Here is a 21,437-nt window from a genome sequence, read left to right on the forward strand (position 1 = left end):
CGTTTAACGGGAACTGGGTGTTTCGCGGATTATCTTCAGAAAGAGAGGAGGTTACGGGCCTCTCGGTCCGGCCGTCCACCTGAGGATCACACGAGGAGGGTCACGCCTGCCAGAGACACGGCGGCGATGATGCCCGTGGCGATGCCGCCGAGCAGCACGGCCCGGCCGCCCTTGGCGAGTTTACGCAGGTTGATACCGGTGCCCAGGGCGAACAGGGCGGCCGCCATCAGCACATTGGTGACGACCGGCGCGGCGGCGGTGACGGCGGGCGGGAGCCAGCCGGTGCTCCGCAGGACGACCATCGCCAGGAACGCGGCCACGAAGAAGGGGATGATCGGGGGCTTGGCCGCGTGCCGGGTGCCGGGTGGCGGGGTGGTGGTCGGGTATCGGGGGTCGGTCTGGGGGGTGGTTTCGGGGTGGGCGGACTGTGGGGGGACCGGGAGCCGGCGCGGGGCGGGGTGGCGGCGCGGGCGGTGGGTGGTGAGGGCGACGATCGGGGCCAGCAGGATGACGCGGCCCAGCTTGACTGTTACCGCGCTGGTCAGCACGCCTGTGGCGGCGCCGATCGCGGCCACTTGGGCCACCTCGTGCACGGAGGCTCCCGTCCAGACGCCGAGCTGCGCGGGGGTGAGGCCGAGGAGTGAACCGGCGAGCGGGACGAGGACGATGGCGGCGGTGCCGTACAGGACGATGACGCTGAGCGCGTTGGCCGTGTCATCGTCGTCGGCGATGTCCGTGCTGTCGCGCATGGCGGCTATGGCCGCCGCGCCGCAGATGGACACGCCCGTGGCGACCAGCAGGGAGGTGCCCGGGGACAGGCCCAGCCGGCGGCCGATGCGCGGCGTCAGCGCGTACGTGGTCGTCGTCGCGACCGCCACGATGGCCAGGGTCTGCCAGCCGAGGGCGAGCACCTGGGGGATCGCGATCTGCAGGCCGAGCAGGGCGACGGCCACCCGGAGCACCCGCCGGGACACGAACGCGAGGCCCGGCTTGGAGCGTTCCCGGATTCCCACCGTGTTCGCGAGGGCCGCACCGGAGAGCACCGCGACTACGGCAGGGCTGAGCACGGGCACGAACCGGCTGATCAGCATGGCGACCACCACGGCCACGGCCGCAAGCGCGAGCCCGGGCCACAGCGTGCCGGTCCGCGCGGGGGTGTGGCGGGCCGGCGATGGTGGTGTGGCGGGCGGCGGGGATGCGGCGGGTGGATTGGGCTGCGAGTGCGTGGCCAGTGGAGCGGGAGTGGGCTGGGGGGGCGCCGCCAGTGGACCGGCGATGGTCGGTGGAGTGGGGTGTGGGGGCGGGGGCGTTGGGGTGGAGGTGCGTGGGGAGGGTGGGGTGGGGTGATCGGGGGCGGGCATGAGCTCAGTGTTCTGAGGGTGGGGCGGGGGCGGTAGGCGCATGTTGCCTGGGAGGTCATAGCCTGCGGCTATGAGCGGGCTGCCTGATCTCGATTCGTTGAAGCTTCTCGTCGATGTGGGCGAACTGGGCAGTCTGGGGCAGGCGGCGAAGGCGGCGGGGATCGCGCAGCCGTCGGCCAGCAAGCGCGTCGCCCACCTCGAACGCCGCCTCGGCCTGCCGTTGATCGAACGCACGCCGAGGGGATCCACGCTCACCGCCGAGGGCAGGATGGTGGCCGACTGGGCCGCCCACGTGCTGGCCGCCGCCCACGAGCTCATGCGGGCCGTCCAGGCCGTGCGGACCAGCGAGGCGGCCCATCTGAGGGTGGCGTCCAGCATGACGGTGGCCGAGTACCTGGTGCCCCGGTGGCTCGGCGAGCTGCAGAACCGCGAACCCGACGTGCAGGTGGGGCTGGACGTCGTCAACTCGGCCGACGTCGCGGCGCGGGTGCTGCGCGAGGAGGTGGAGCTGGGGTTCGTCGAGGGGCCGCAGGTGCCGGAGGGCCTGGCCAGCCGGGTCGTGGGCACCGACCGGCTGGTGGTCGTGGTGGCCCCGGGTCATCCGTGGGCGCGCCGCCGCACGGTGCTGAGAGGGCCGGAACTGGCCGCCACGCCGCTGGTGGTGCGGGAGCCCGGGTCGGGTACGCGGGAGACCCTGGACGTGGCGTTCACGACCCTGCCTCGGGCCAGTCCGCGGCTGGAGCTGGGGTCGAACTCCGCCGTCAAGGGGGCGGCGCAGGCGGGCGCGGCGCCCGCGGTGCTCAGCGGGTACGCGGTCGAGGCCGAGGTGGCGACCGGGCGCCTGGTGGAGGTGCCGCTGGCGGGGCTCAACCTGGTCAGGAGCCTGCGCGCGGTGTGGCGGCGTGGCCGCCCGCTCGCCGGCCCGGCCGCCACGCTGCTCAGCATCGCCAGCCGCCCCTGAACCGGCCACCCGCCAGGCCCGTCGGCAAGTGCCGCCCCCGAGGCCCGCCCGGGAAGCCCGCCCGGGAAGCCCGTCGGCAAGGCCCGTCGGCAAGTGCCGCTCGGCCCGCCCGCGAGGCCCGCCTGCGAGGCCCGCTCGGGAGGCCCCGGGGCGGTGGCGCTCGCGGAACGTAAGGCCGCCCCGGCTGCCTGCAGTGCCGTGCGACGGTGTGTGGTCGGGGGGTGGGGTTGTTGACGGATGGTGTGGTTTGGGACTTATGGTGCGGTAATGAGGGTGTATGACGTGGTTGTAGCCGGTGGTGGGCACAACGGGCTGGTCGCGGCCGCGTACCTGGCCAGGGCCGGGCGGCGGGTGCTGGTGCTGGAGCGGTACGGTCACGTCGGCGGCCTGGCGATCTCGGCCCGGCCGTTCCCCGGGGTCGACGTACGGCTGTCGCGCTATTCCTACCTGGTCAGCCTGCTACCGTCGAAGATCGTCCGGGACCTGGGGCTGGACCTGGAGCTGAGGCGCCGGCGATATGCCTCCTACACCCCCACCGGGGACACCGGGCTGCTCGTGGACAACGTGGACGCGGGTCGGACGGCGGCCTCGTTCGCGGCGGTCACGGGAGGCCGGCGCGACCACGAGGCGTGGCAGGACTTCTACGGCATGGTGCAGCAGGTCGCGCAGGCATTGGCGCCCACCCTGCTCGAACCGCTGCGCAAACCCGTCGAGATCGAGCGGTTGGTCGGGGCGCAGGCGTGGCGGGACCTGTTCGCCCGGCCGATCGGCGAGACCGTGGCGGAGCGGTTCCGCGATGACACCGTACGGGGTGTCGTGCTCACCGACGCGCTCATCGGCACCTTCGCCGACCCCGCCGCCGATCTGCTGGCCAACCGGTGCTTCCTCTATCACGTGATCGGCGACGGCACCGGCGACTGGAACGTCCCCGTGGGCGGGATGGGCGCGGTGTCCGGCGCGCTGGAGGCGGCGGCGCGGCGGGCGGGGGCGGAGATCAGGACCGGGGCGGAGATCGTCGGGATCGCGCCGTCCGGGGAGGTCACGTTCGAGTCGGAGGGCCGCGAGCACACGGTGAACGGTACGCGGGTGCTGGTCAACCTGCCGCCCGCCGTGCTCGACCGGGTGATGGGCCGGCCGGCGACGGTGTCCGAGGGGGCGCAGCTCAAGGTCAACATGGTGCTGGCCCGCCTGCCCAGGCTGAAGGACCCGACGGTGGACCCGCGGGCGGCCTTCAGCGGGACGTTCCACATCAACGAGGGCCATGATCAGCTGGCCAGGGCGTACGCGCAGGCGGCGAACGGCGAGATCCCGGAACTGCCGCCGGCCGAGGTCTACTGCCATTCCCTGACCGACCCGTCCATTCTCGGCCCGGAACTGCGCGGGAAGGCCGAGACGATGACGCTGTTCGGCCTGCACATGCCAGCCCGACTTTTCCGGAAAAATCCCGATAAATCGCGGGAAGTCGCTTTGGATGCCACCTTCGCCTCCATCAACTCCGTCCTCGCCGAACCCATCGAGGACTGCCTGCTCCGGACCCCCGACGGCACCCCGTGCGTGGAGGCCAAAACGCCCGTCGATCTCGAAAAGGACGCGGGACTCCCCGGCGGTCACATTTTCCACAAGGACCTGACCTGGCCGTACGCGGAGGAAAGCGGCTGGGGCGTGGAAACCGCGCACGAGCGCATCCTCATTTGCGGCGCGAGCGCCCGCAGGGGCGGCGGCGTCAGCGGAATCCCCGGCCACAACGCGGCCATGGCCGTTCTGGGACGCTGAAGTGGAGCGAATCCAGCCGATCTCATGAACACCAGCGGACCCCTTCATCGCGTTCTCATGATGAGGCCCTAGCGTTTAAGCCATGAGTGAGCCCGCCCGTTTGCTGGTCGTTGACGACGAGCCCGCCTTGCGTGAGGCGCTGCAGTCGAGCCTGGAGTTCGAGGGCTACGAGGTCGTCACCGCCGGCGACGGGCACGCGGCGCTCGCCACGCTGGCCGCAGGACCCTTCGACGCGGTGCTGCTCGACGTCATGATGCCGCGCCTCGACGGACTGACCGCCTGCCGCCGGCTGCGGGCCTCGGGCAACCACATCCCCGTCCTCATGCTCACGGCCCGCGACGCGGTCGGCGACCGGGTCTCCGGGCTGGACGCGGGGGCCGACGACTACCTCGTCAAGCCGTTCGAGCTGGACGAGCTGCTGGCCCGGGTGCGGGCCCTGCTGCGCAGGGGCGCGCTCAACGCCGGCGCGCCCGAGGCCGACACGCTGTCCTACGGCGACCTGCGGATGGACCCGGCGACCAGGGAGGTCACCCGGGGCACGCGCCGGCTCGACCTGACCAGGACCGAATACCTGCTGATGGAGCTCTTCCTGGCGCATCCCCGGCAGGTGCTGACCAGGGACCAGATCCTGAGCGAGGTGTGGGGCTTCGACTTCGAGCCCACGTCCAACTCGCTCGACGTCTATGTGATGTATCTGCGGCGCAAGACCGAGGCGGGGGGCGAGCCGCGGGTGATCCACACCGTGCGCGGCGTGGGTTACGTGCTGCGGGCGGAGCGGTGATTCGGGGCAGCCTGCGCACCCGGCTGACGCTGCTGGTCACCATCGCGGTGGCGCTCGCGGTGGCGATCATCGCGGGCGCCTGTTTCATGATCGTTCGTCAGCAGCTCTACGACCAGCTGGACCGCCAGCTCGGCGCGGGCAAGAACGCGCACGAGCAGCTCGAATACCTGCGGGAGGAGTGCAGGCCCGAGCCGGTCGCCGAGGACCACTACGGGCCGCAATACTCCACGCAGATCATCTACTCCGACGACCGTCCCACCTGCTACGACGGCCCCGCCCTGGTGGTCACCGAGGAGGACCGGGAGGTGGCCGCCGGCACGCGCGAGCGGCACTACCACAACGGCCTCACCGAGGACGGCACGCAGATGCGCATCCTCACCGAGCGGGTCGGGGACAACACGGCGGTCATGGACGCCAGGCCGGTGGGGGAGCTGCGCGACACGCTGCAGGGCGTGGCGTTACTGCTCGGCGGCGTGGCCGCGCTGGGCATCCTGCTGGCCGCGACCGCCGGGCTGCTCATCGCCCGCGCCGCGCTGCGCCCGGTGGGGCGGCTCACCCGGGCGGTCGAGCACATCGCGCAGACCGAGGACCTCGGCACACACATCCCCGTGCAGGGCAGCGACGAGATCGCCCGCCTGTCCTCCTCGTTCAACGCGATGACCACCGCGCTGGCCGGGTCCCGCGAGCGGCAGCGGCAGCTCGTCGCCGACGCCGGCCACGAGCTGCGCACCCCCCTCACCACCCTGCGCACCAACATCGACCTGCTGCTGCGCAGCGAGCAGACCGGGCGCAGCCTCGACCCTGGGGCCAAGGAGCGTCTGCTGGTCAACGTGAAGGCGCAGTTCGCCGAGCTGACCACGCTCGTCGCCGACCTGCTCCAGCTCGCCAGGGGCGACACCGACCACGAGCCGCACGTGGAGCTGGCCTTCCACGAGGTGGTGACCGCCGCCGTCGAGCGCGCGCGGCTGCGCGGCGCGGAGGTGACCACCGAGTTGTCCCCCTGGTACGTCGTCGGCAACGCCGCCTCGCTCGAACGTGCCGTGCTCAACCTCATCGACAACGCCGCCAAGTTCAGCCCCGGCGGCCAGGTCGAGGTGCGGCTGCGGCACGGCTGGCTGACCGTGCGCGACCACGGCCCCGGGCTGGCCGAGGAGGACCTGCCGCACGTCTTCGAGCGGTTCTGGCGGTCACCGCTGGCGCGCGGCCTGCCGGGGTCCGGGCTGGGACTGGCGATCGTGGCCCAGGCCGTGAAGGAGGCCGGCGGCCAGGTCACCCTGGCCAACGCACAGGACGGCGGCGCCGTCGCCACGATGAATTTGCCGGGGACGGTCGTCCGGGGCTCGGAGGCCGGGCAGCCCGCTTGAGACGGGCCTTGACGGCGACACGTCATGGCCCGTCCTGGTCGCGTTCAAGGGAGCGGCGGGTCAGGCTGTCAACCCAGCAGGTCACGCTGTCGATCGCGCGCCACCATCGTCACGAAGCGGCCCGGCGGCCGGAAGGTCTGCCGCGAGGCCGGTGGCTAGGCCGGAAGGGCGGCGAGCAGGAAGGCGAGCCGGGCGGCGGCGGACTCGACGTCGTCAGTGGTGCCCAGGCGGTAGCCCCACGAGGTGACGAACGCCCCCTCGTCGGAGCAGGTCACGGTCTCCGCCAGGGTCGCCGAGAAGCGATTGCGAACCGACACGTAGGCCGGGTCGCTGGATAGGGCCAGGCTCTGGACCGACAGGTCGGCGTGACGACCCGCGTGCCAGGCGAACCGCTCTAGGCAGAGCGAGGTATCGAGCATCATGCGTCACCTCCGCAACGTCTCGCGACAGAATTGCACGATCTTGTGCCGGGAGGCAAGCAATTGCTGCGTTTAATGTGCGGATTGTTTGCGATACTCGTCGAGAACGCTGATGATGACGCCTCGCCCCGTTTCGTCGAACTCCGCCGCCTTGGCGTAGTCGTTGAAGGCCCGGACGTAGAAGGCGATGTCGTCGGGGTCGCGCAGGGTCAGGTCCTTGGTCATGGTGGGCACGGAGACCATGGAGTCGTTGTAGATCCAGAAGCCGTTGATCGGGTTGGACGGCAGCTCGGTGCCGAACGGCACCACGCCGAACTCCACGTTCGGCAGCGTGCTGACGGCCAGCAGGCGGTCGAGCTGGCCCCGCATGACCTCGGGCGGCGCCAGGGAGGTGCGCAGCACCGCCTCCGTCACCACGAACCTGAACGTGCGCGTGCGGTCGTAGAGGATCTCCTGTCGCTGCATCCGCACCCGCACCGCCGCGTCGATCTGGTCAGCGGCGCTGTAGAGGCGCTTGACCTTGCGGAAGACGTGCCTGGCGTATTCGGAGGTCTGCAGCAGGCCGACGATGATGCCGGGCTCGAACACCCGGAACAGCTTGGTGCGTGCCTCCAGGTCGCGGATGTCCTCCTGGATGGCCGCCAGGCCGCTGCGGTGGCGCTGCTTCCAGTCGTCGTGCCGCTCCAGCAGAGAGACGGCCTGCCTGATCAGCTCGTCGGTCGTGCCGGGCGAGGCGTCTACGGCCTGCGCCCACACGATGACGTCATCCTCGGTGGCCGTCTGCCGGGCGTTCTCCAGGCGCGAGACCTTGGACGGCTGCCATTGCAGCCGTTCGGCAAGCTCCTTGCCCGACAGATGAGCGGCCTCGCGTAACTGGCGTAAGTGACCGCCGAGATCGACGCGCGCCTGTTGAAACGACGTCACGCCGCAAGAGGCTAGCCCCGGTGATGCCGATCATGCCAGGGCCAGGAGCGAATGTGATCAACCGGTGGCCGACGGTGATGGCTCGCCGGGCTGGAAAGCGGTTGCCGGGTCGTCGGACAGAACTCGGCGGGCGATCTCGGTGATGAGCTCTCGGGGCACTTCGACCGCGGTCTCGCCGTCGAGCACGTCGCGGAGGTCGGCGAGCGCCTCCGCGTCGGTGACCTGGAGTCCTTGTACGACGATGGTGCCGCGGTCGGTCTCGTACAGGGTGGGACAGGCGCCCGCTTCCGAGGTGGAGCCGAGGAACCGCATACGCATGACGATCCTTCCCCGTTAAGTGATGCAATTGCGCGCAATTGTAGGACTTGGGGGGCGCTATGTGATCAAATTTCCCGAAATCGTGATGCGGGTCAGTCGAGTGCGCCGTCCATGAACTCCCTGGCCCGCTCGAACAGCCCCAGCGTCGTCGCGTGCAACAGGTCCCCGATGTCCTTGGGCGCCTTGCCGGCGTACGCCCGGGCGTGGCTGCCCTCCAGGACGATGCCGAGCTTGAAGCAGGCCATCACCGCGTACCAGTCGATGGCCGACATGTCCCGCTCCGACAGCGCCGCGTAGTACGCGATCAGCTCCCGCGGCGCCGGCAGGCCGGGGACGTGGCCGTTGTTGGTGGGCCAGGTGGCCAGCAGCCAGCCGAGGTCGATCAGCGGGTCGCCGATCGTGCACATCTCCCAGTCCACGATCGCGGCCACGCGGGGGCCGTCGGGGGCGAACATGAGGTTCGCGAAGTGGTAGTCGCCGTGCATGATGCCCGGGGTGAAGGTCTTCGGCAGGTGGCGGGTGAGCCAGTCGGCGGTCTCGGGCAGGTGCGGGATGTCGGGGCCGGGGTAGCCGTCGAGCTCGCCGTAGGAGTCGAGCTCCTTGAGCCAGCGCGGCACCTGCCGCTCCAGGAACCCCTCCGGCCGGCCGAACCCCGGCAGCACCCCCGGATCGACCCGCCCCAGCTCGGCCAGCGCGGCGGCGGCCTCCAGCCCCATCCGGTGCCTGATCGCCGGATCGGAGGAGTGCGGCTCCGGCAGCCCGAGCGAGGGGTTGAACCCCTCGACCGGCTCCATCAGGTAGAAGACCGGCTCCTGGGCCGTCTGCGCGGCCACCAGCACGGGCGCGGGCACGGCGGTGTCGCGCAGCGCCGCCAGCACCCGCGCCTCGCGGCGCAGCACCTCGTTGCTCTTCCTGCGGGCGTGCAGGGGCGGGCGGCGCAGAATGTACGGGCGGCCGGCGCGTTCGAGGCGGACCATGACGTTCTGGGTGCCGCCCGGCACCGGCGCCACGCCCGTGATCGGGCCACCGGGCAGGCCCTGGCCGTCCATCCACGTGGCGAGCTCGGCCAGGTCGATGGCGCTGACGTCGATGTGGCTGGAGGTCATGTACCGCCCCTCTACAGAACGATATTCTAGTCGCTGACCCTACGAGGGCACCGCGCGCACGGTCAACCCTGCGTGAGCGCTTGTGCGCACGGCGAGCCTGCCGGGCCCGGCGTCCGACGCGCCCTCGACATAGGACCTATCTTTCTCCAGAGAGGACGTTGATCTCAAAACCATTGACGGGGGATGACCAGGTATGTACTGCGTCGTCGCGCTCGATGTCGGCGGTACCACCATGAAAGGCGGATTTGTCGCCCAGGACGGGACGGTTCTCCATTTCGAGCGTCGGGTCACGCCGCGTGCCGAAGGCGCCGACCGCGTCATCGCCGCGATCTCCGCCTTCGTCTCCGAGCTGTCCCGCCCCCGCGCCGGGCTGCGGCCGCTGGCCGTCGGGCTGGCCGTCCCCGGGCTGGTCACGCCGACGCACGCGGTCTTCTCGGCGGCGTTCGGCTGGCGTGACGTGCCCGCCTCGGCGTTCACGGAGGTGGACCTGCCCGTGGCGCTGGGGCACGACGTGCGTTCGGCCGGTGAGGCGGAGCTGGCCTACGGGGGGCATTCCAGCGGGGACGTGCTGTTCCTCCCCATCGGCACGGGCATCGCGGGCGCGGTGGTCCTGTCAGGCTCGCTGTACGGCGGCGCCGGGGGCTGGGCCGGGCAGATCGGGCACATCCCGGTCCATCCCGACGGGTTGCCCTGCGGATGCGGGCAGCGGGGCTGCCTGGCCGCCTACGCCTCGGGCGGCGCCCTCGCGGCCCGGTGCGGGGTCCCCTCGGCCTCGGAGGCGGCGCGGCGGGTGGCGGAGGGTGACGAGCGGGCGGTGCGGGTGTGGGACGAGGCGGTGGGGGCGCTGGCCGCGGGGCTGGCCACGTACACGCTGCTGCTGGACCCGGCCGTCATCGTGATCGGCGGCGGGGTGTCGCAGGCGGGGGAAGCGCTGCTCAGCCCGCTGCGGGAGCGGCTGTCGGCGCGCCTGTCGTTCCGGCGCCCTCCCGAGATCCTGGCCTCGGCCCTCGGGGCGCAGGCGGGGATGCTGGGAGCCGGGCTCCTGGGCTGGCGGGCCGCCTCCACGGCCGGATAACCCGCCGGGGGCGCTCAGCCGGCCAGGCTCAGGCTGGCCCGTCGGGGCGTTCAGCCGGCAAGGGTTCGGGCTGAGCTTCCGGAGCGCTCAGCCGGCCAGGCTCGCTGGGACGTTGAGGAGTTGCTCGCGCAGCTCCTCGCCCAGCGCCTTGGCCTGTGGGTCCATCCGGGGGCTGGCGGCGACGCCCCTGCCCAGGAGGCCGTGGACGACGAAGTTGAGCGCCTTGATGTTGGGCAGCTCGTAGCGGTCCACGCGGTAACCGGCCAGGGCCGGCAGCAGCTCCTTCAGTCTGTCGGCCGTCAGGTGGCCCGCCAGCCAGTCGTAGCGCTCGCGGGTGTCCGTCCACACCCCGAGGTTGGCGTCGCCGCCCTTGTCGCCGGAGCGGGCGCCCGCGATCCGGCCCAGGGGCAGGCACACGGCCGGTCCGCCGGGGGCGGATGGCGTGGCCCTCCGGTCGTCCACCGGGCCGGCGGGGCGCGTTCCGGCGAGGGCGCGCGGAGGGGCCGGTGGCGCCTGGGGGAGCTCCGTGCCGTTCAGGAAGACGCGCGGGCGGACCCGCGCGGCCGGGACCAGCACCGGCCAGTGGACGCCGTAGGGCGAGGCATTGCCCGGCGGGGTGAGCGCGTAAAAGCCCGGGTAGCTGGCCAGGCCCGTCTCCACCACCGCGGCGGAGAAGGCGCGGCCGGCCCGCTGGGCGTCGGCGTCCATGACCGTGATCCGCAGCAGCCCCGAGTCCGTGAGCGTCACGTCGACGTGCTCGAACGACTCCCGGGGGATCCTGGCCCAGATCGCCTCCTCCGCCACCCGGGCCTTGGCCGCCACGTCCAGGCCCGTGAGGACGAGCGTCATCGTGTTGCGGTAGCCGGCCAGGTAGGTGACGGAGACCTTGAGGGTGTCGGGCGGAGGCTCGCCGCGGACGCCCGAGACGCGCACCCGGTCCGGGCCCTCGTCCGTCAGGGTGATGGTGTCGAAGCGGGCCACCACGTCAGGGCCGAGGTAACGGGGGGTGGTCAGCTCGTAGACGAGCTGGGCGGTGACCGTGCCCGTCGAGACCAGGCCGCCGGTGCCGGGGTGCTTGGTGATGACGGACGAGCCGTCCGCGTGCAGCTCGGCGATCGGGAAGCCGCAGTGGGCCAGGTCCGGTACGTCCTGGAAGAACGCGTAGTTGCCGCCCGTGGCCTGGCAGCCGCACTCGATGATGTGCCCCGCCACCACCGAGCCCGCCAGCGGGTCCAGGTCCTCGGGGCCCCACCCGTACCGCCAGATGCCCGGACCCGTCACCAGGGCGGAGTCCGTCACGCGGCCCGTCACCACCACGTCGGCCCCCGCGGACAGGGCCGCGGCGATGGGACGGGCGCCGAGGTAGGCGTTCGCGGTCAGCGGGGTCGCGGTGAGCGGTTCGCCGGTGTCGGCGTTCGTCAGGTCCAGCGGGGTGCCGGTGAGGTCGTCGCCCGTGACGTGGGCCACCGCGGGGGACAGGCCGAGCCGGGCGGCCAGGTCGTGGACGGCCTCGGCGCAACCGGCCGGGTCCAGGCCGCCCGCGTTCGACACGATCTTTATGCCCCGGTCGAGGCAGGGGCCGAGAACGTCCTCCAACTGCCGCAGGAACGTCGGCGCGTAGCCGGGGCGGCCCTTCAGGCGGTTGCCGGCCAGGATGAGCATGGTCAGCTCCGCCAGCCAGTCACCCGTCAGCACGTCGATCGGACCGCCCTCGACCATCTCCTTGGCGGCCGAGAGGCGGTCGCCGTAGAAGCCGCTGCAGTTGGCGATGCGCAGGCTCAACTCGCTCATCCCTGGGGCGGGACCCACTTGGGCGGGCGCTTGTCCATGTAGGCCGCGATGCCCTCCTGGCCCTCCGCCGAGGTGAACCGCTCGGCCGACAGTTCGGTCATCCGCCGCAACCCCTCCGCGAACGACATCGTGGGCACCTCCCTGACCAGCCGCTTCGTGATGGCCAGGGACTCAGGGCCGCCCCTGGCCAGCAGCCCGGCGTAGTGGGCGACCGCCGCGTCCAGCTCCTCCCCTGGCACCGCCCGCGAGATCAGCCCGATCTCCACCGCCCTGGCGGCGTCGAACACCTCGCCGGTCAGGAAGTACTCGGCCGCCGCCCGGGCGCCCACCCGCCGGAGCACCGGCACCGAGATCATGGCGGGCACGACCCCGAGCCGTACCTCCGTGAACGCGAACGACGCCGTCAGCGGCGCGACCGCGAAATCGCACGCCGCCACCAGTCCCAGGCCGCCCGCCCGCGCGGTGCCGTTCATGCGGCAGATGACCGGCTTGGGGCTTTCCCAGATCAGTTCGAGGATCTCCGGGAACGACGCCGTCACCGGCGCCTCCGGCCGGCCCTCCGCGCTGCGCTGCTCCTTGATGTCGGCGCCGGAGCAGAACACCGTGCCCGTGGCGGTCAGCACGATCACCCTGGCCTCCGGTTCGGCCAGCGCCCAGGTGAGCCGGTCCTTGAGGTCTCCCAGGAGCCGCATCGACAGCGCGTTGCGGTTGGGCGGCGAGTCCAGCGTGACGGTGGCGACGCCCGCCGCCAGCTCCTTGTGTACGAGACTCATGAGTTCCCCTCTTGAATGATCGCCAGCACCGCGCCCGCGTCGACCTGCTGGCCCTGCTCGACGTGTACCCCGGACACCACGCCGTCGGCCGGAGCGGCGATCCGATGCTCCATCTTCATCGCTTCGAGCACCAGCACCGCCTGGCCCCTGGTCACCCGGTCGCCGGGCGCCACCTCGACCCGGGACACGCTGCCCGGCATGGGGGCCAGCAGGGATCCGGGAGTGACGTGCTCGACCGGCTCGGGCAGGCGGGGGATCGGGGTGAGGGCCAGGCAGCCGCCTTCGTGGTCGACGTAGACCGTTCCGTCGTCCTCGTAGCGGGCCACGTCGAAGGTGTGGCGGACGCCGTCGCGTTCCAGAGTGACCCGTCCGGGATCGGCGGCGATCACCGTGACGCCCTCGGGGAGCGGGTCGTAGACGATCTCGGCCTGCTCGAAGCGGGCGTGGCGGGGCTGGGAACGGACGTTGCGCCAGCCGCTCGGCAGGCTCGCCAGCACGGGCGCCCGCCGCCTGTTGGCGGCCGCCAGGGCCAGGGCGGCGGCCAGGACCGGCAACTCACCGGGGCGTTCCGCGTGCAGGGGGCCGCTGGGGCGTTGCACGTGCGGGGGTTCGCCGGGACGCTCCACGTGCGGCGGCTCGCCGGGGCGGTCCGCGTGCGGGGGGTCGCCGGGACGTTGCGCGTGCGGGCGGGCGCCGTCGTGGAGGGGGCCGGTGGGGGAGAGGAAGTCGGTGTGGGTGTCGCCGGCCAAGAACGCCTGGCTCGTCAGGATTTTTACCAGCAAATCGCGATTTGTCGTGATGCCGTGCAGCCGCGCCCGCCGCAGCGCCGTGACGAGCCGGCGCACCGCCTGCGCCCGGGACGAGCCGTGCGCGACGACCTTGGCCAGCATCGCGTCGTAGTGCGGCGAGATCACGGAGCCGGACTCCACCCCCGAGTCCACCCGGACGTCGCCGGGGACCTCGAAGCGCCGTAGCACCCCGCTCTGCGGGACGTAATCGCCGTCCTCCGCATAAAGCCGGACCTCGACGGCGTGCCCGGAGGGTTCAGGCGGTGTCGGGGGCAGCGCGGCGCCCTCGGCCACCTCGATCTGCAGCCGTACGAGATCGACGCCATGGACCAACTCGGTCACCGGGTGCTCGACCTGGAGCCGGGTGTTCATCTCCAGGAACGCCACCCGGTCCCCGAGGACCAGGAACTCCACCGTGCCCGCCCCGACATATCCGATCTTCCGGGCGGCCCGGACGGCGGCGTCGCACAACCTCGCCCGCAACTCCGGCGCGATCCCCGGCGCGGGGCACTCCTCGACCACCTTCTGGTGCCGCCGCTGCACGCTGCACTCGCGCTCGCCCAGCGCCCACACGGTCCCGTGCCGGTCGGCCAGCACCTGCACCTCGACGTGCCTGGCCCGCTCCAGCAGCGGCTCCACGAACACGGTGCCGTCGCCGAACGCCGCGGCGGCCTCGCGCCGCGCGGACTCGACCTCCCGCGCCAGCTCATCCGGCCCGCGCACGATCCGCATGCCCCGCCCGCCGCCACCGGCGGACGCCTTCACCAGCACCGGGAACTCCCCGGGCGCGGCCGGATCCAGCGAGGGCAGCACGGGCACCCCGGCCTCCGCCATCAGCCGCTTCGCCCCGATCTTCGAGCCCATGGTGGCGATGGCCGCGGCCGGCGGGCCCACCCAGACCAGCCCGGCCGCCAGTACGGCCCGGGCGAAGTCCGCGTTCTCCGACAGGAAGCCGTATCCCGGGTGAACGGCGTCCGCACCGGACGCGCGGCAGGCGTCCAGGAGGCGATCGACGTTCAGGTAGGTGTCGGCGGGACGGGCGCCGGGCAGGCGTACCGCCAGATCGGCCTCGGCCACGTGCGGTGCGTCCGCGTCGGGGTCGGAGAACACGGCCACCGTGGAGATGCCGAGCGCGCGGCAAGTGCGGAAGACGCGGCGGGCGATCTCGCCCCGGTTCGCGACGAGCAGGCGGTTGATCACGGCCGGAACACTCCGAACCCGCCCGGTGCCGGCACCGGCGCGCTGTTGATCGCCGACAGGCACAGGCCCAGCACGGTACGGGTGTCGCGGGGGTCGATGACCCCGTCGTCATACAGCCGCCCGGACAGGAAGAACGCCAGCGACTCAGCCTCGATCTGGGCCTCCACCATCGCGCGCATGGCCGCGTCGCCCTCCTCGTCGTAGACCTGGCCCTTGGCCTGCGCCGACGCCCGGCCCACCAGAGACAGCACGCCGGCGAGCTGCGCGGGGCCCATGACCGCGGACTTCGCGCTCGGCCAGCTGAACAGGAAGCGGGGATCGTAGGCTCGGCCGCACATGCCGTAGTTGCCGGCGCCGTACGAGGCGCCCATGACGACGGTCAGGTGCGGGACGGTCGAGTTGGACACGGCGTTGATCATCATGGCTCCGTGCTTGATGATGCCGCCCTGCTCGTAGTCCTTGCCGACCATGTAGCCGGTGGTGTTCTGCAGGAACAGCAGCGGGGTGCGCGACTGGCCGGCCAGCTGGATGAACTGCGTGGCCTTCTGCGACTCCGCGCTGAACAGCACGCCGCGGGCGTTGGCCAGCACCCCCACCGGATAGCCGTGGATCCGCGCCCATCCCGTGACCAGCGAGGTCCCGTAGGCCGGCTTGAACTCCTCGAACTCGCTCCCGTCCACCACCCGCGCGATCACCTCGCGGGGGTCGAAGGGGACCTTGAGGTCCTCGGGAACGATCCCGAGCAGCTCGTCCGCCGGATATCGCGGCTCCCGCGGCTCGAAGGGGGTGACGCCCAGTTTGCGCCAGTGCAGGGAGCCGATGATGTTCCGTCCGATGCGCAGCGCGTCGTGCTCGTCCTCGGCCAGGTAGTCGGCCAGGCCGCTCACCCGGGCGTGCATCTCGGCGCCGCCCAGCGACTCGTCGTCCGACTCCTCCCCGGTGGCCATCTTGACCAGCGGCGGACCGCCCAGGAACACTTTCGCGCGTTCGCGCACCATCACCACGTAGTCGCTCATGCCGGGCACGTACGCGCCGCCCGCCGTGGAGTTCCCGAACACGATCGCGACCGTCGGGATCCCGGCCGCCGACAGCCGGGTCAGATCCCGGAATATCTGGCCGCCCGGGATGAAGATCTCCTTCTGCGCCGGCAGGTCCGCGCCGCCGCTCTCGACCAGGTTCACGTACGGGAGCCGGTTCCGCAGGGCGATGTCCGAGGCGCGGATGGTTTTCCGCAACGTCCACGGGTTCGACGAGCCGCCCCGGACCGTGGGGTCGTTCGCCGTGATCACGCACTCGACGCCCGCGACGACCCCGATGCCGGTGACCACGCCGGCGCCCACGGGGTATTCGCTGCCCCAGGCGGCCAGCGGTGACAGCTCCAGGAAGGGCGAGTCGGGGTCGACCAGCAGCTCGATCCGCTCCCTGGCCAGCAGCTTGCCCCGCTTGCGGTGGCGTTCGACGTATTTCTCGCCGCCGCCGCCCACCGCCTTGGCGTGCTCGGCGTCGAGCTCGGCCAGCTTGGCCAGCATCGCCTCGCGCCGCCTCAGGTAGTCCTCGCCGCCGGGGTCGAGCCTGCTTTTGATCACGTGCCCTCCTCCGCCGGAGTTGACGTCCGTGTCAACCCGATGGCCCGAGCCCACAGCCGCGTCAGGTGGTCGACGGCCACCTGCTCGTCGGCCTGCTCGCCGAGATCCAGCCAGACATGGGCGAAATGCTCCACCATGCCGCCCAGCATGATCGCGGTGAGCCGGGGATCCAGCGACGGGTCGGCCAGCCCCTGCTCCTGCAGCCGCCGCAGCCCCTCCGCGCCCCGCCGGACGAACACCTCGCGCAACTCCAGCAGCAGCCGCCCGGACCGGTCCGTGCCGGTCGCGGCCTGCTCCAGCATCCGCACCATCCGGGAGTTGGCGGCCCAGGCGCGCAGGTAGAGCCGGTTGGCCGCCTCGATGCGCGCGTACGGGTCGTCCGGGGCCGCCGCGCCGACCACGCTGGCCGCGAACATCTCGCCGACCACCGCCTCGGCCACCTCGCCGAACAGCGCCTCCTTGGACCCGAAGTACGTGTAGAACGTGCCATGGGAGACCCGGGCCCGCCGGCACACGTCGTCGACCCGCACGGCGTCGTAGCCGTGCTCGTCGAACGCCTCCCGCCCGGCCTGCACCAACGCGGCCCGCGTCCGCCTGCCGCGGGACGTCGGCGCGGGTGATTTGACGATCACGTCAACAACGCTAGCGGACAACGGAGCCCACGTCACGGGGTGGCGCCCAGGCTCGTCGACCACACCGCCGCCGCCCTGTCCTGCCCTGTCCCGCCCGGTCACGGCGACGGCCCCGGCGCCGCTCACCGCCACCCCGGCCGAGGCCATCCTGAACGCGCCCGCCGACCAGGGCGCCACCACCGTCGCCAGGATCACCCACCCAGGGCATCCCGCCCAGGGACACGCCGCCCGGCGAGCATCGCCTCACGGTGCGGATCGGCGACGGGAACACGGAGCAGCGCCCACCGAGGCGGGCGCGGGGCTCAGCGAGGAGACGGTGCGGTGCTCATCGAGGGGACAGTGCGGGTGCTGATCGAGAAGGCGGTGCGGGGTGCTCGTCGGGTGCGGTGGTTCGTCAGGTGCAGTGGCTCCAGGCGGACTTCCAGCTCAGCATCCCCCACGAACCGCCCCACATCACGCACTTCTTCACGGCGGACAGGCGGACCGGGCCGGCGTAGGCGGTGAACGCGCCCGGGTTGCTCCCACTGGAGCCGCCCTTGACCTGGAGCGTGGCGTTCATCTGGATCTTGTCCGGATACATCAGGCGCGACATCGTGACGACGCAGTTCTTGCCCGCGGCGGAGCTGTACAGCAGGTAGATGACGGCGCTGCTGCCCAGTGCGTGCGAGTCGATGATCTTGTAGCCGGAGCCGCACACCGAGGTCGCCGTGTACGTGTTGGGCTTCGGCGGCGGCACCGGCTGAGTCTGGTTCTTCTTGGGGCTGGAGCTGATCGTCGGGCGGGAGGTCGCCTTCGGCGTCGTCGTCGGGTCCTCGGCGGGCGGGACGAGGTTCCGCTTCTTCTTTTTGGTGGGGGTGGGGCTGGCCGTCCTGGTGGGCTGGGGCGCGTGGGTGACCGGGTCCGGCACCTGGACGGTGGGCGTTCTGCTCGGCTTCCTGGTCGGCTTGGCCTCCTCGATGTCCATCGTGGGGATCGGGACGGAGACGTCCGTCGGGACGGCCGAGGAGGAGGGGGGCTGCTCGACGCCGGGCGGCTGGTCGCCGGAGCCGGAGGCGTTCTGGGCGGTGCTGCCGACGCTGGTCACCGGGACCTGCTTACTGTTCGCCTGCACCACGACCGCGCCGGCGACGACGATCAGCGCCACCGCGGCGGCACTGGACAGGGCGAGCGTCAGGGTACGGCGCTGCTTGGCCGCCCCACCGTCCTCCGCCCCCGCCGGTCCACCCGGCCCGCCGAGCCCACCAGGACCGTTCGGACCACCAGGGCCGCCAGGACCAGTAGGACCGCCGCCCTGGGTTCCCGCCTGGAAGGGCTGGCCCGGGGGCATGCCGGGACCGTGGGACGGCACGCCGGGCGCGGCAGCGTGCGGGCCACCGGGGAAGCCGCCCTGGGGAGCACCGTGTCCACCGCCGTGCGGCATCCCGGCGCCGTTGCCCGGGACCGCGGAATGAGGTGGCTGGGACCCGCCGGGCATCCCGGCCTGCGGGTTGCCGGGCATTCCCGGAGCGTTCTGCGGGAGCCCCGCCTGCGGGACTCCGTAGGGCGAGTTACCGGCCGGTCCGCCCGCCGCCGGACCGCCCGCCGCTGGTCCGCCCGCCGCTGGTCCGCCCGCCGCCGGTCCGCCCTGAGCGGGGCCCTGGCCGGGGCCGATCTGCCCCGTGCCCTGGCCGGGGCCGCCGAGAACGCCCGGCGCGAAGGCGTTCTGCCCGGGGTCGTTCTGGGCGGCCGCGGCGGGCACGCCATAGGGGCCGGTCTGGGCGGCGGACATCCCGTAGGGGCCGGTCTGGGTGGCGGGCATCCCGTACGGGCCGGTCTGGGGCGGGGCCACGGGCTGCGGGCCGGTGAGATGCGGGTTGCCGGGCGCCTGGAGATGGCCCACCTGCTGCGGGCCGGTCGGCTGCGTCCAGGGGCCGGGGTAGACGTCGTGGCCGTCCGTGGACCCGGAGGGGGCGGCCGGTCGCGGGCCGGACGGGTGCGGCGCGGGGGTGGCGAACTGCCCGCCCGCCACAGGCTCGATGGCGGACTTCGGGGCGGGCTGCCCGGTGAGGTGGACGATGATCTCGTCGGCGCTGGGGCGGCGGGCCGGGTCCTTGGAGAGGCAGGCCTCCACCAGCTCGGCCAGCACGCCGTCCATGCCGCCGAGCTCCGGCTCCTCGTTGAGGATCCGGTTCATCACCACGGGGATGGAGTCGGCGCCGAACGCGGGCTTGCCGGTGGCCGCGAACACCATCGTGACGCCCCAGGCGAACACGTCGGCGGCCTCCGACACGGCCGCGCCGCTGAGCTGCTCGGGCGCCAGGTACGACGGCGTCCCCATGGCCATCCCGGTGGCCGTCGCCCCCGGCGAGTCCAGGGCGCGGGCGATGCCGAAGTCGATCACGACCGGCCCCTCGGGGCCCATCAGCACGTTGGCCGGCTTGAAGTCGCGGTGCAGGATCCCGGCACGGTGGATGGCCGCGAGCGCGGTGGCCGTACTGATCGCCAGGCGCTCCAGCGCCGCGCCCCGCCGCGGTCCCTCGTTGATGACCAGCTCGCGCAGCGACGGCCCCGGGACGTACTCGCTCACGATGTACGGGCGGCTCCCGTCCAGGTCGGCGTGGAGCACTGGAGCGGTGCAGAACCGGGCGACCCGCTGCGCCACCGCGACCTCGCGCAGGAACCTGGTCCGAGCGTCGGCATCGGCCACCAGGGCGTTGTGCAGCAGCTTGACGGCGACCTGTTCCCCCGAGTCGCTCCTGCCCAGGTAAACGACACCCTGGCCACCCTCGCCGAGCCGGGCGACGATGTCGAACGTCCCCAGCCGTCGCGGATCGTCCGCCGCCAACGGCTGGAACTGATTCACGTCGGACCCCCATCAAACCCTTCGGATGTGGCGAAACGCTACCAGCGCGACCGTTGAGGCGTCTGCCGGACTTATCAGAAGTTTCATCCTTTGACGAGAGATGTCAGCTTCATCGCAGGTCGTGAATGCCGTGATGCCCAAGGTCACGGCTTGGTGAAGGCGGATGGGGGCGCAAGAACCGGGCCGGGACCGGTCCAGCCAGGTGAACGGCCACGATCCGGCGCCGGTCCGGCCCCTGAACCGGATCGGTCCAAGGCGGCCTCCCGCGCGACGGGCGGTTCTGGAGGCGCCGGGTCTAGATCGCCTTGCCGGGGTTGAGGATGCCCAGGGGGTCGAAGACCGCCTTGATGCCGCGCTGGACCTCCGTGGCCACCGGCCCCGACTCCAGCGCCAGCCAGCGCTGCTTCAGCACCCCCACCCCGTGCTCGCCCGTCAGCGTCCCCCCGAGCTCCAGCGCGTGCCTGAACACCTCGTCGGCCGCCGCCCACACCTCCGGCGGCGGCTCCACCGTCCCGTGCTCGAAGATGAAGACCGGGTGCAGGTTGCCGTCCCCGGCGTGCGCCACCGTGCAGATCCGCACCCCGTGCCGCGCGCCCGCCGCCTCGATGGCGGAGATCATGTCGGGCAGTACGGATCGCGGCACGCACACGTCCTCCACCAGGCACGCCCCGAGCCGCTCCTTGGCCTGGTACGCCATCCGCCGCAGCCCGATCAGCTCCTCGGTCTCGGCCGGGCTGGAGGACACGGCCACGAAGGAGGCCCCGTTCTCGGTGCACAGCCGCTCCATGCGCTCGATCATCGCCTGGCCGTCGGCGGCGTCCGACTGGCCGATCAGCATGGCCTGCGTGGCGGGCTCCAGCCCGATGTTGCGCCAGTCGTCGATGGCCTCCAGCGTGGCGCGGTCCAGCAGCTCCATGAGCGACGGCTGACAGCCCGCGGCCATGATCGCCGACACCGCCGCCCCCGCGTCCCGCAGCGAGCCGAACTCGGCCGCGAACGTCGCCGGCGGCGCGGCCGGCGCCCGCCGCAGCCGGACGGTGGCCGAGGTGATCACGCCCAGCGTGCCCTCCGAGCCGACGAAGAGCCCGGTCAGGTCGTAGCCCGTGACGCCCTTCATGGTGCGCCGGCCGGTGTTCATGACCCGGCCGTCGGCCAGGACGACCTCCAGGCCCAGCGCCGAGTCCCGGGTGACGCCGTACTTGACGCAGCGCAGCCCGCCCGCGTTCGTCGCCAGGTTGCCGCCGATCGTGGAGATCTCGTACGACGACGGGTCCGGGGCGTACATGAGCCCGTGCTCCCTGGCGGCCCTGTCCAGGTCGGCGGTGATCACCCCGGGCTCGACGACGGCGATCTCGTCGGCGGGGGAGAGCTCCTTGATCGCGGTCATCCGGGCCAGCGACAGGACGACGGCGCCGTCACCGGCCGTGGCCCCGCCGGCCAGGCCCGAACCCGCGCCGCGCGGCACCACCGGCACCCGGTGCTCACTGGCCCACTTCATGGTGGTCACGACGTCGTCGCGGGAGGCCGCCAGCACCACCCCGAGCGGTTTGCCCGGCGCCACGAACGTCCGGTCACGGGCATAGGAGTCGATCACGTCGGGATCGGTCACGACGCGGGCTTCGGACAGGGAGTTCACCAAGGCATCAATCGGTCTCACACCTTGCACCCTAGGCGCACCTCAGGCGCGGATCGTACAGCCCGCCGCGCCCACCGGCGCCGCGCCTGCTGCGGTTTGCGTAGTCC

General features: G+C 72.3%; 17 protein-coding genes. 5 read left to right on the forward strand and 12 right to left on the reverse strand.

What is annotated here, in order from left to right; all coding sequences use genetic code 11:
• Window positions 1-86 precede the first annotated feature (86 nt).
• Window positions 87-1,403 carry a putative sulfate exporter family transporter gene (locus BLS95_RS05255; RefSeq protein ID WP_143043590.1) on the reverse strand — a complete coding sequence of 439 codons (1,317 nt, stop codon included), beginning with the start codon at window positions 1,401-1,403 and terminating at the stop codon, window positions 87-89.
• 28 nt (window positions 1,404-1,431) lie between these two features.
• Here BLS95_RS05255 and BLS95_RS05260 point away from each other — a divergent pair, with 28 nt between their 5' ends.
• From BLS95_RS05260 to BLS95_RS05275, 4 genes are all read left to right on the forward strand, one after another.
• Complete coding sequence (locus BLS95_RS05260; protein ID WP_090929699.1) at window positions 1,432-2,322, forward strand: LysR family transcriptional regulator; 891 nt, start codon at window positions 1,432-1,434, stop codon at window positions 2,320-2,322.
• A 267-nt stretch (window positions 2,323-2,589) separates the two neighbouring features.
• A complete protein-coding gene (locus BLS95_RS05265) occupies window positions 2,590-4,095 on the forward strand; it encodes a phytoene desaturase family protein (RefSeq protein ID WP_090929700.1) in 1,506 nt (501 codons plus the stop codon).
• Between the two features lie 82 nt (window positions 4,096-4,177).
• Window positions 4,178-4,876, forward strand: coding sequence for a response regulator transcription factor (locus BLS95_RS05270; protein WP_090929701.1), 699 nt, complete (start codon window positions 4,178-4,180; stop codon window positions 4,874-4,876).
• Entirely contained in the window at window positions 4,873-6,240 is a 1,368-nt protein-coding gene (locus BLS95_RS05275) for a sensor histidine kinase (protein WP_245764852.1), read from the forward strand. The genes BLS95_RS05270 and BLS95_RS05275 overlap by 4 nt, the downstream gene beginning before the upstream one ends.
• 155 nt (window positions 6,241-6,395) lie before the next feature.
• On the opposite strand, the gene BLS95_RS05280 is transcribed toward BLS95_RS05275, so the two are convergent.
• The 4 genes from BLS95_RS05280 to BLS95_RS05295 form a co-directional block, all read right to left on the reverse strand.
• Window positions 6,396-6,662, reverse strand: coding sequence for a hypothetical protein (locus BLS95_RS05280; protein ID WP_090929702.1), 267 nt, complete (start codon window positions 6,660-6,662; stop codon window positions 6,396-6,398).
• A 69-nt stretch (window positions 6,663-6,731) separates the two neighbouring features.
• On the reverse strand, window positions 6,732-7,583 hold the full coding sequence (locus BLS95_RS05285; protein WP_090929703.1) for a helix-turn-helix domain-containing protein: 852 nt from the start codon (window positions 7,581-7,583) through the stop codon (window positions 6,732-6,734).
• Between the two features lie 57 nt (window positions 7,584-7,640).
• Window positions 7,641-7,901: a hypothetical protein gene (locus BLS95_RS05290; protein WP_090929704.1), complete on the reverse strand. Its 261-nt coding sequence runs from the start codon at window positions 7,899-7,901 to the stop codon at window positions 7,641-7,643.
• A gap of 92 nt (window positions 7,902-7,993) precedes the next feature.
• On the reverse strand, window positions 7,994-9,007 hold the full coding sequence (locus BLS95_RS05295) for a phosphotransferase family protein (protein WP_090929705.1): 1,014 nt from the start codon (window positions 9,005-9,007) through the stop codon (window positions 7,994-7,996).
• 232 nt (window positions 9,008-9,239) lie between these two features.
• On the opposite strand from BLS95_RS05295, the gene BLS95_RS05300 reads away from it, so the two are divergent.
• Window positions 9,240-10,082, forward strand: coding sequence for an ROK family protein (locus tag BLS95_RS05300; RefSeq protein WP_218135607.1), 843 nt, complete (start codon window positions 9,240-9,242; stop codon window positions 10,080-10,082).
• An 87-nt stretch (window positions 10,083-10,169) separates the two neighbouring features.
• On the opposite strand, the gene BLS95_RS05305 is transcribed toward BLS95_RS05300, so the two are convergent.
• The 7 genes from BLS95_RS05305 to BLS95_RS05335 all read right to left on the reverse strand — a co-directional run bounded on the left by BLS95_RS05305 (window position 10,170) and on the right by BLS95_RS05335 (window position 21,351).
• Window positions 10,170-11,873 (reverse strand): acyclic terpene utilization AtuA family protein, encoded by a 1,704-nt coding sequence (locus tag BLS95_RS05305; RefSeq protein ID WP_090929707.1) that lies wholly within the window; start codon window positions 11,871-11,873, stop codon window positions 10,170-10,172.
• On the reverse strand, window positions 11,870-12,646 hold the full coding sequence (locus BLS95_RS05310) for an enoyl-CoA hydratase-related protein (protein WP_090929708.1): 777 nt from the start codon (window positions 12,644-12,646) through the stop codon (window positions 11,870-11,872). The genes BLS95_RS05305 and BLS95_RS05310 overlap by 4 nt, the downstream gene beginning before the upstream one ends.
• On the reverse strand, window positions 12,643-14,634 hold the full coding sequence (locus tag BLS95_RS05315) for an ATP-binding protein (protein ID WP_090929709.1): 1,992 nt from the start codon (window positions 14,632-14,634) through the stop codon (window positions 12,643-12,645). Before BLS95_RS05315 ends, BLS95_RS05310 begins: the two co-directional genes overlap by 4 nt.
• The gene (locus tag BLS95_RS05320; RefSeq protein ID WP_090929931.1) at window positions 14,631-16,163 is read right to left on the reverse strand and encodes an acyl-CoA carboxylase subunit beta; all 1,533 of its coding nucleotides are present in this window, start codon (window positions 16,161-16,163) and stop codon (window positions 14,631-14,633) included. The genes BLS95_RS05315 and BLS95_RS05320 overlap by 4 nt, the downstream gene beginning before the upstream one ends.
• Window positions 16,164-16,216: 53 nt before the next feature.
• Entirely contained in the window at window positions 16,217-17,047 is an 831-nt protein-coding gene (locus BLS95_RS05325) for a TetR/AcrR family transcriptional regulator (protein WP_090929710.1), read from the reverse strand.
• A 199-nt stretch (window positions 17,048-17,246) separates the two neighbouring features.
• Window positions 17,247-19,694 carry a serine/threonine protein kinase gene (locus BLS95_RS56720; protein ID WP_245764853.1) on the reverse strand — a complete coding sequence of 816 codons (2,448 nt, stop codon included), beginning with the start codon at window positions 19,692-19,694 and terminating at the stop codon, window positions 17,247-17,249.
• 295 nt (window positions 19,695-19,989) lie between these two features.
• A complete protein-coding gene (locus BLS95_RS05335) occupies window positions 19,990-21,351 on the reverse strand; it encodes an FAD-binding oxidoreductase (RefSeq protein ID WP_245764854.1) in 1,362 nt (453 codons plus the stop codon).
• Window positions 21,352-21,437: the final 86 nt, after the last annotated feature.

This window comes from Nonomuraea jiangxiensis (genome assembly GCF_900099965.1).
Taxonomy (GTDB): Bacteria; Actinomycetota; Actinomycetes; order Streptosporangiales; family Streptosporangiaceae; genus Nonomuraea; species Nonomuraea jiangxiensis.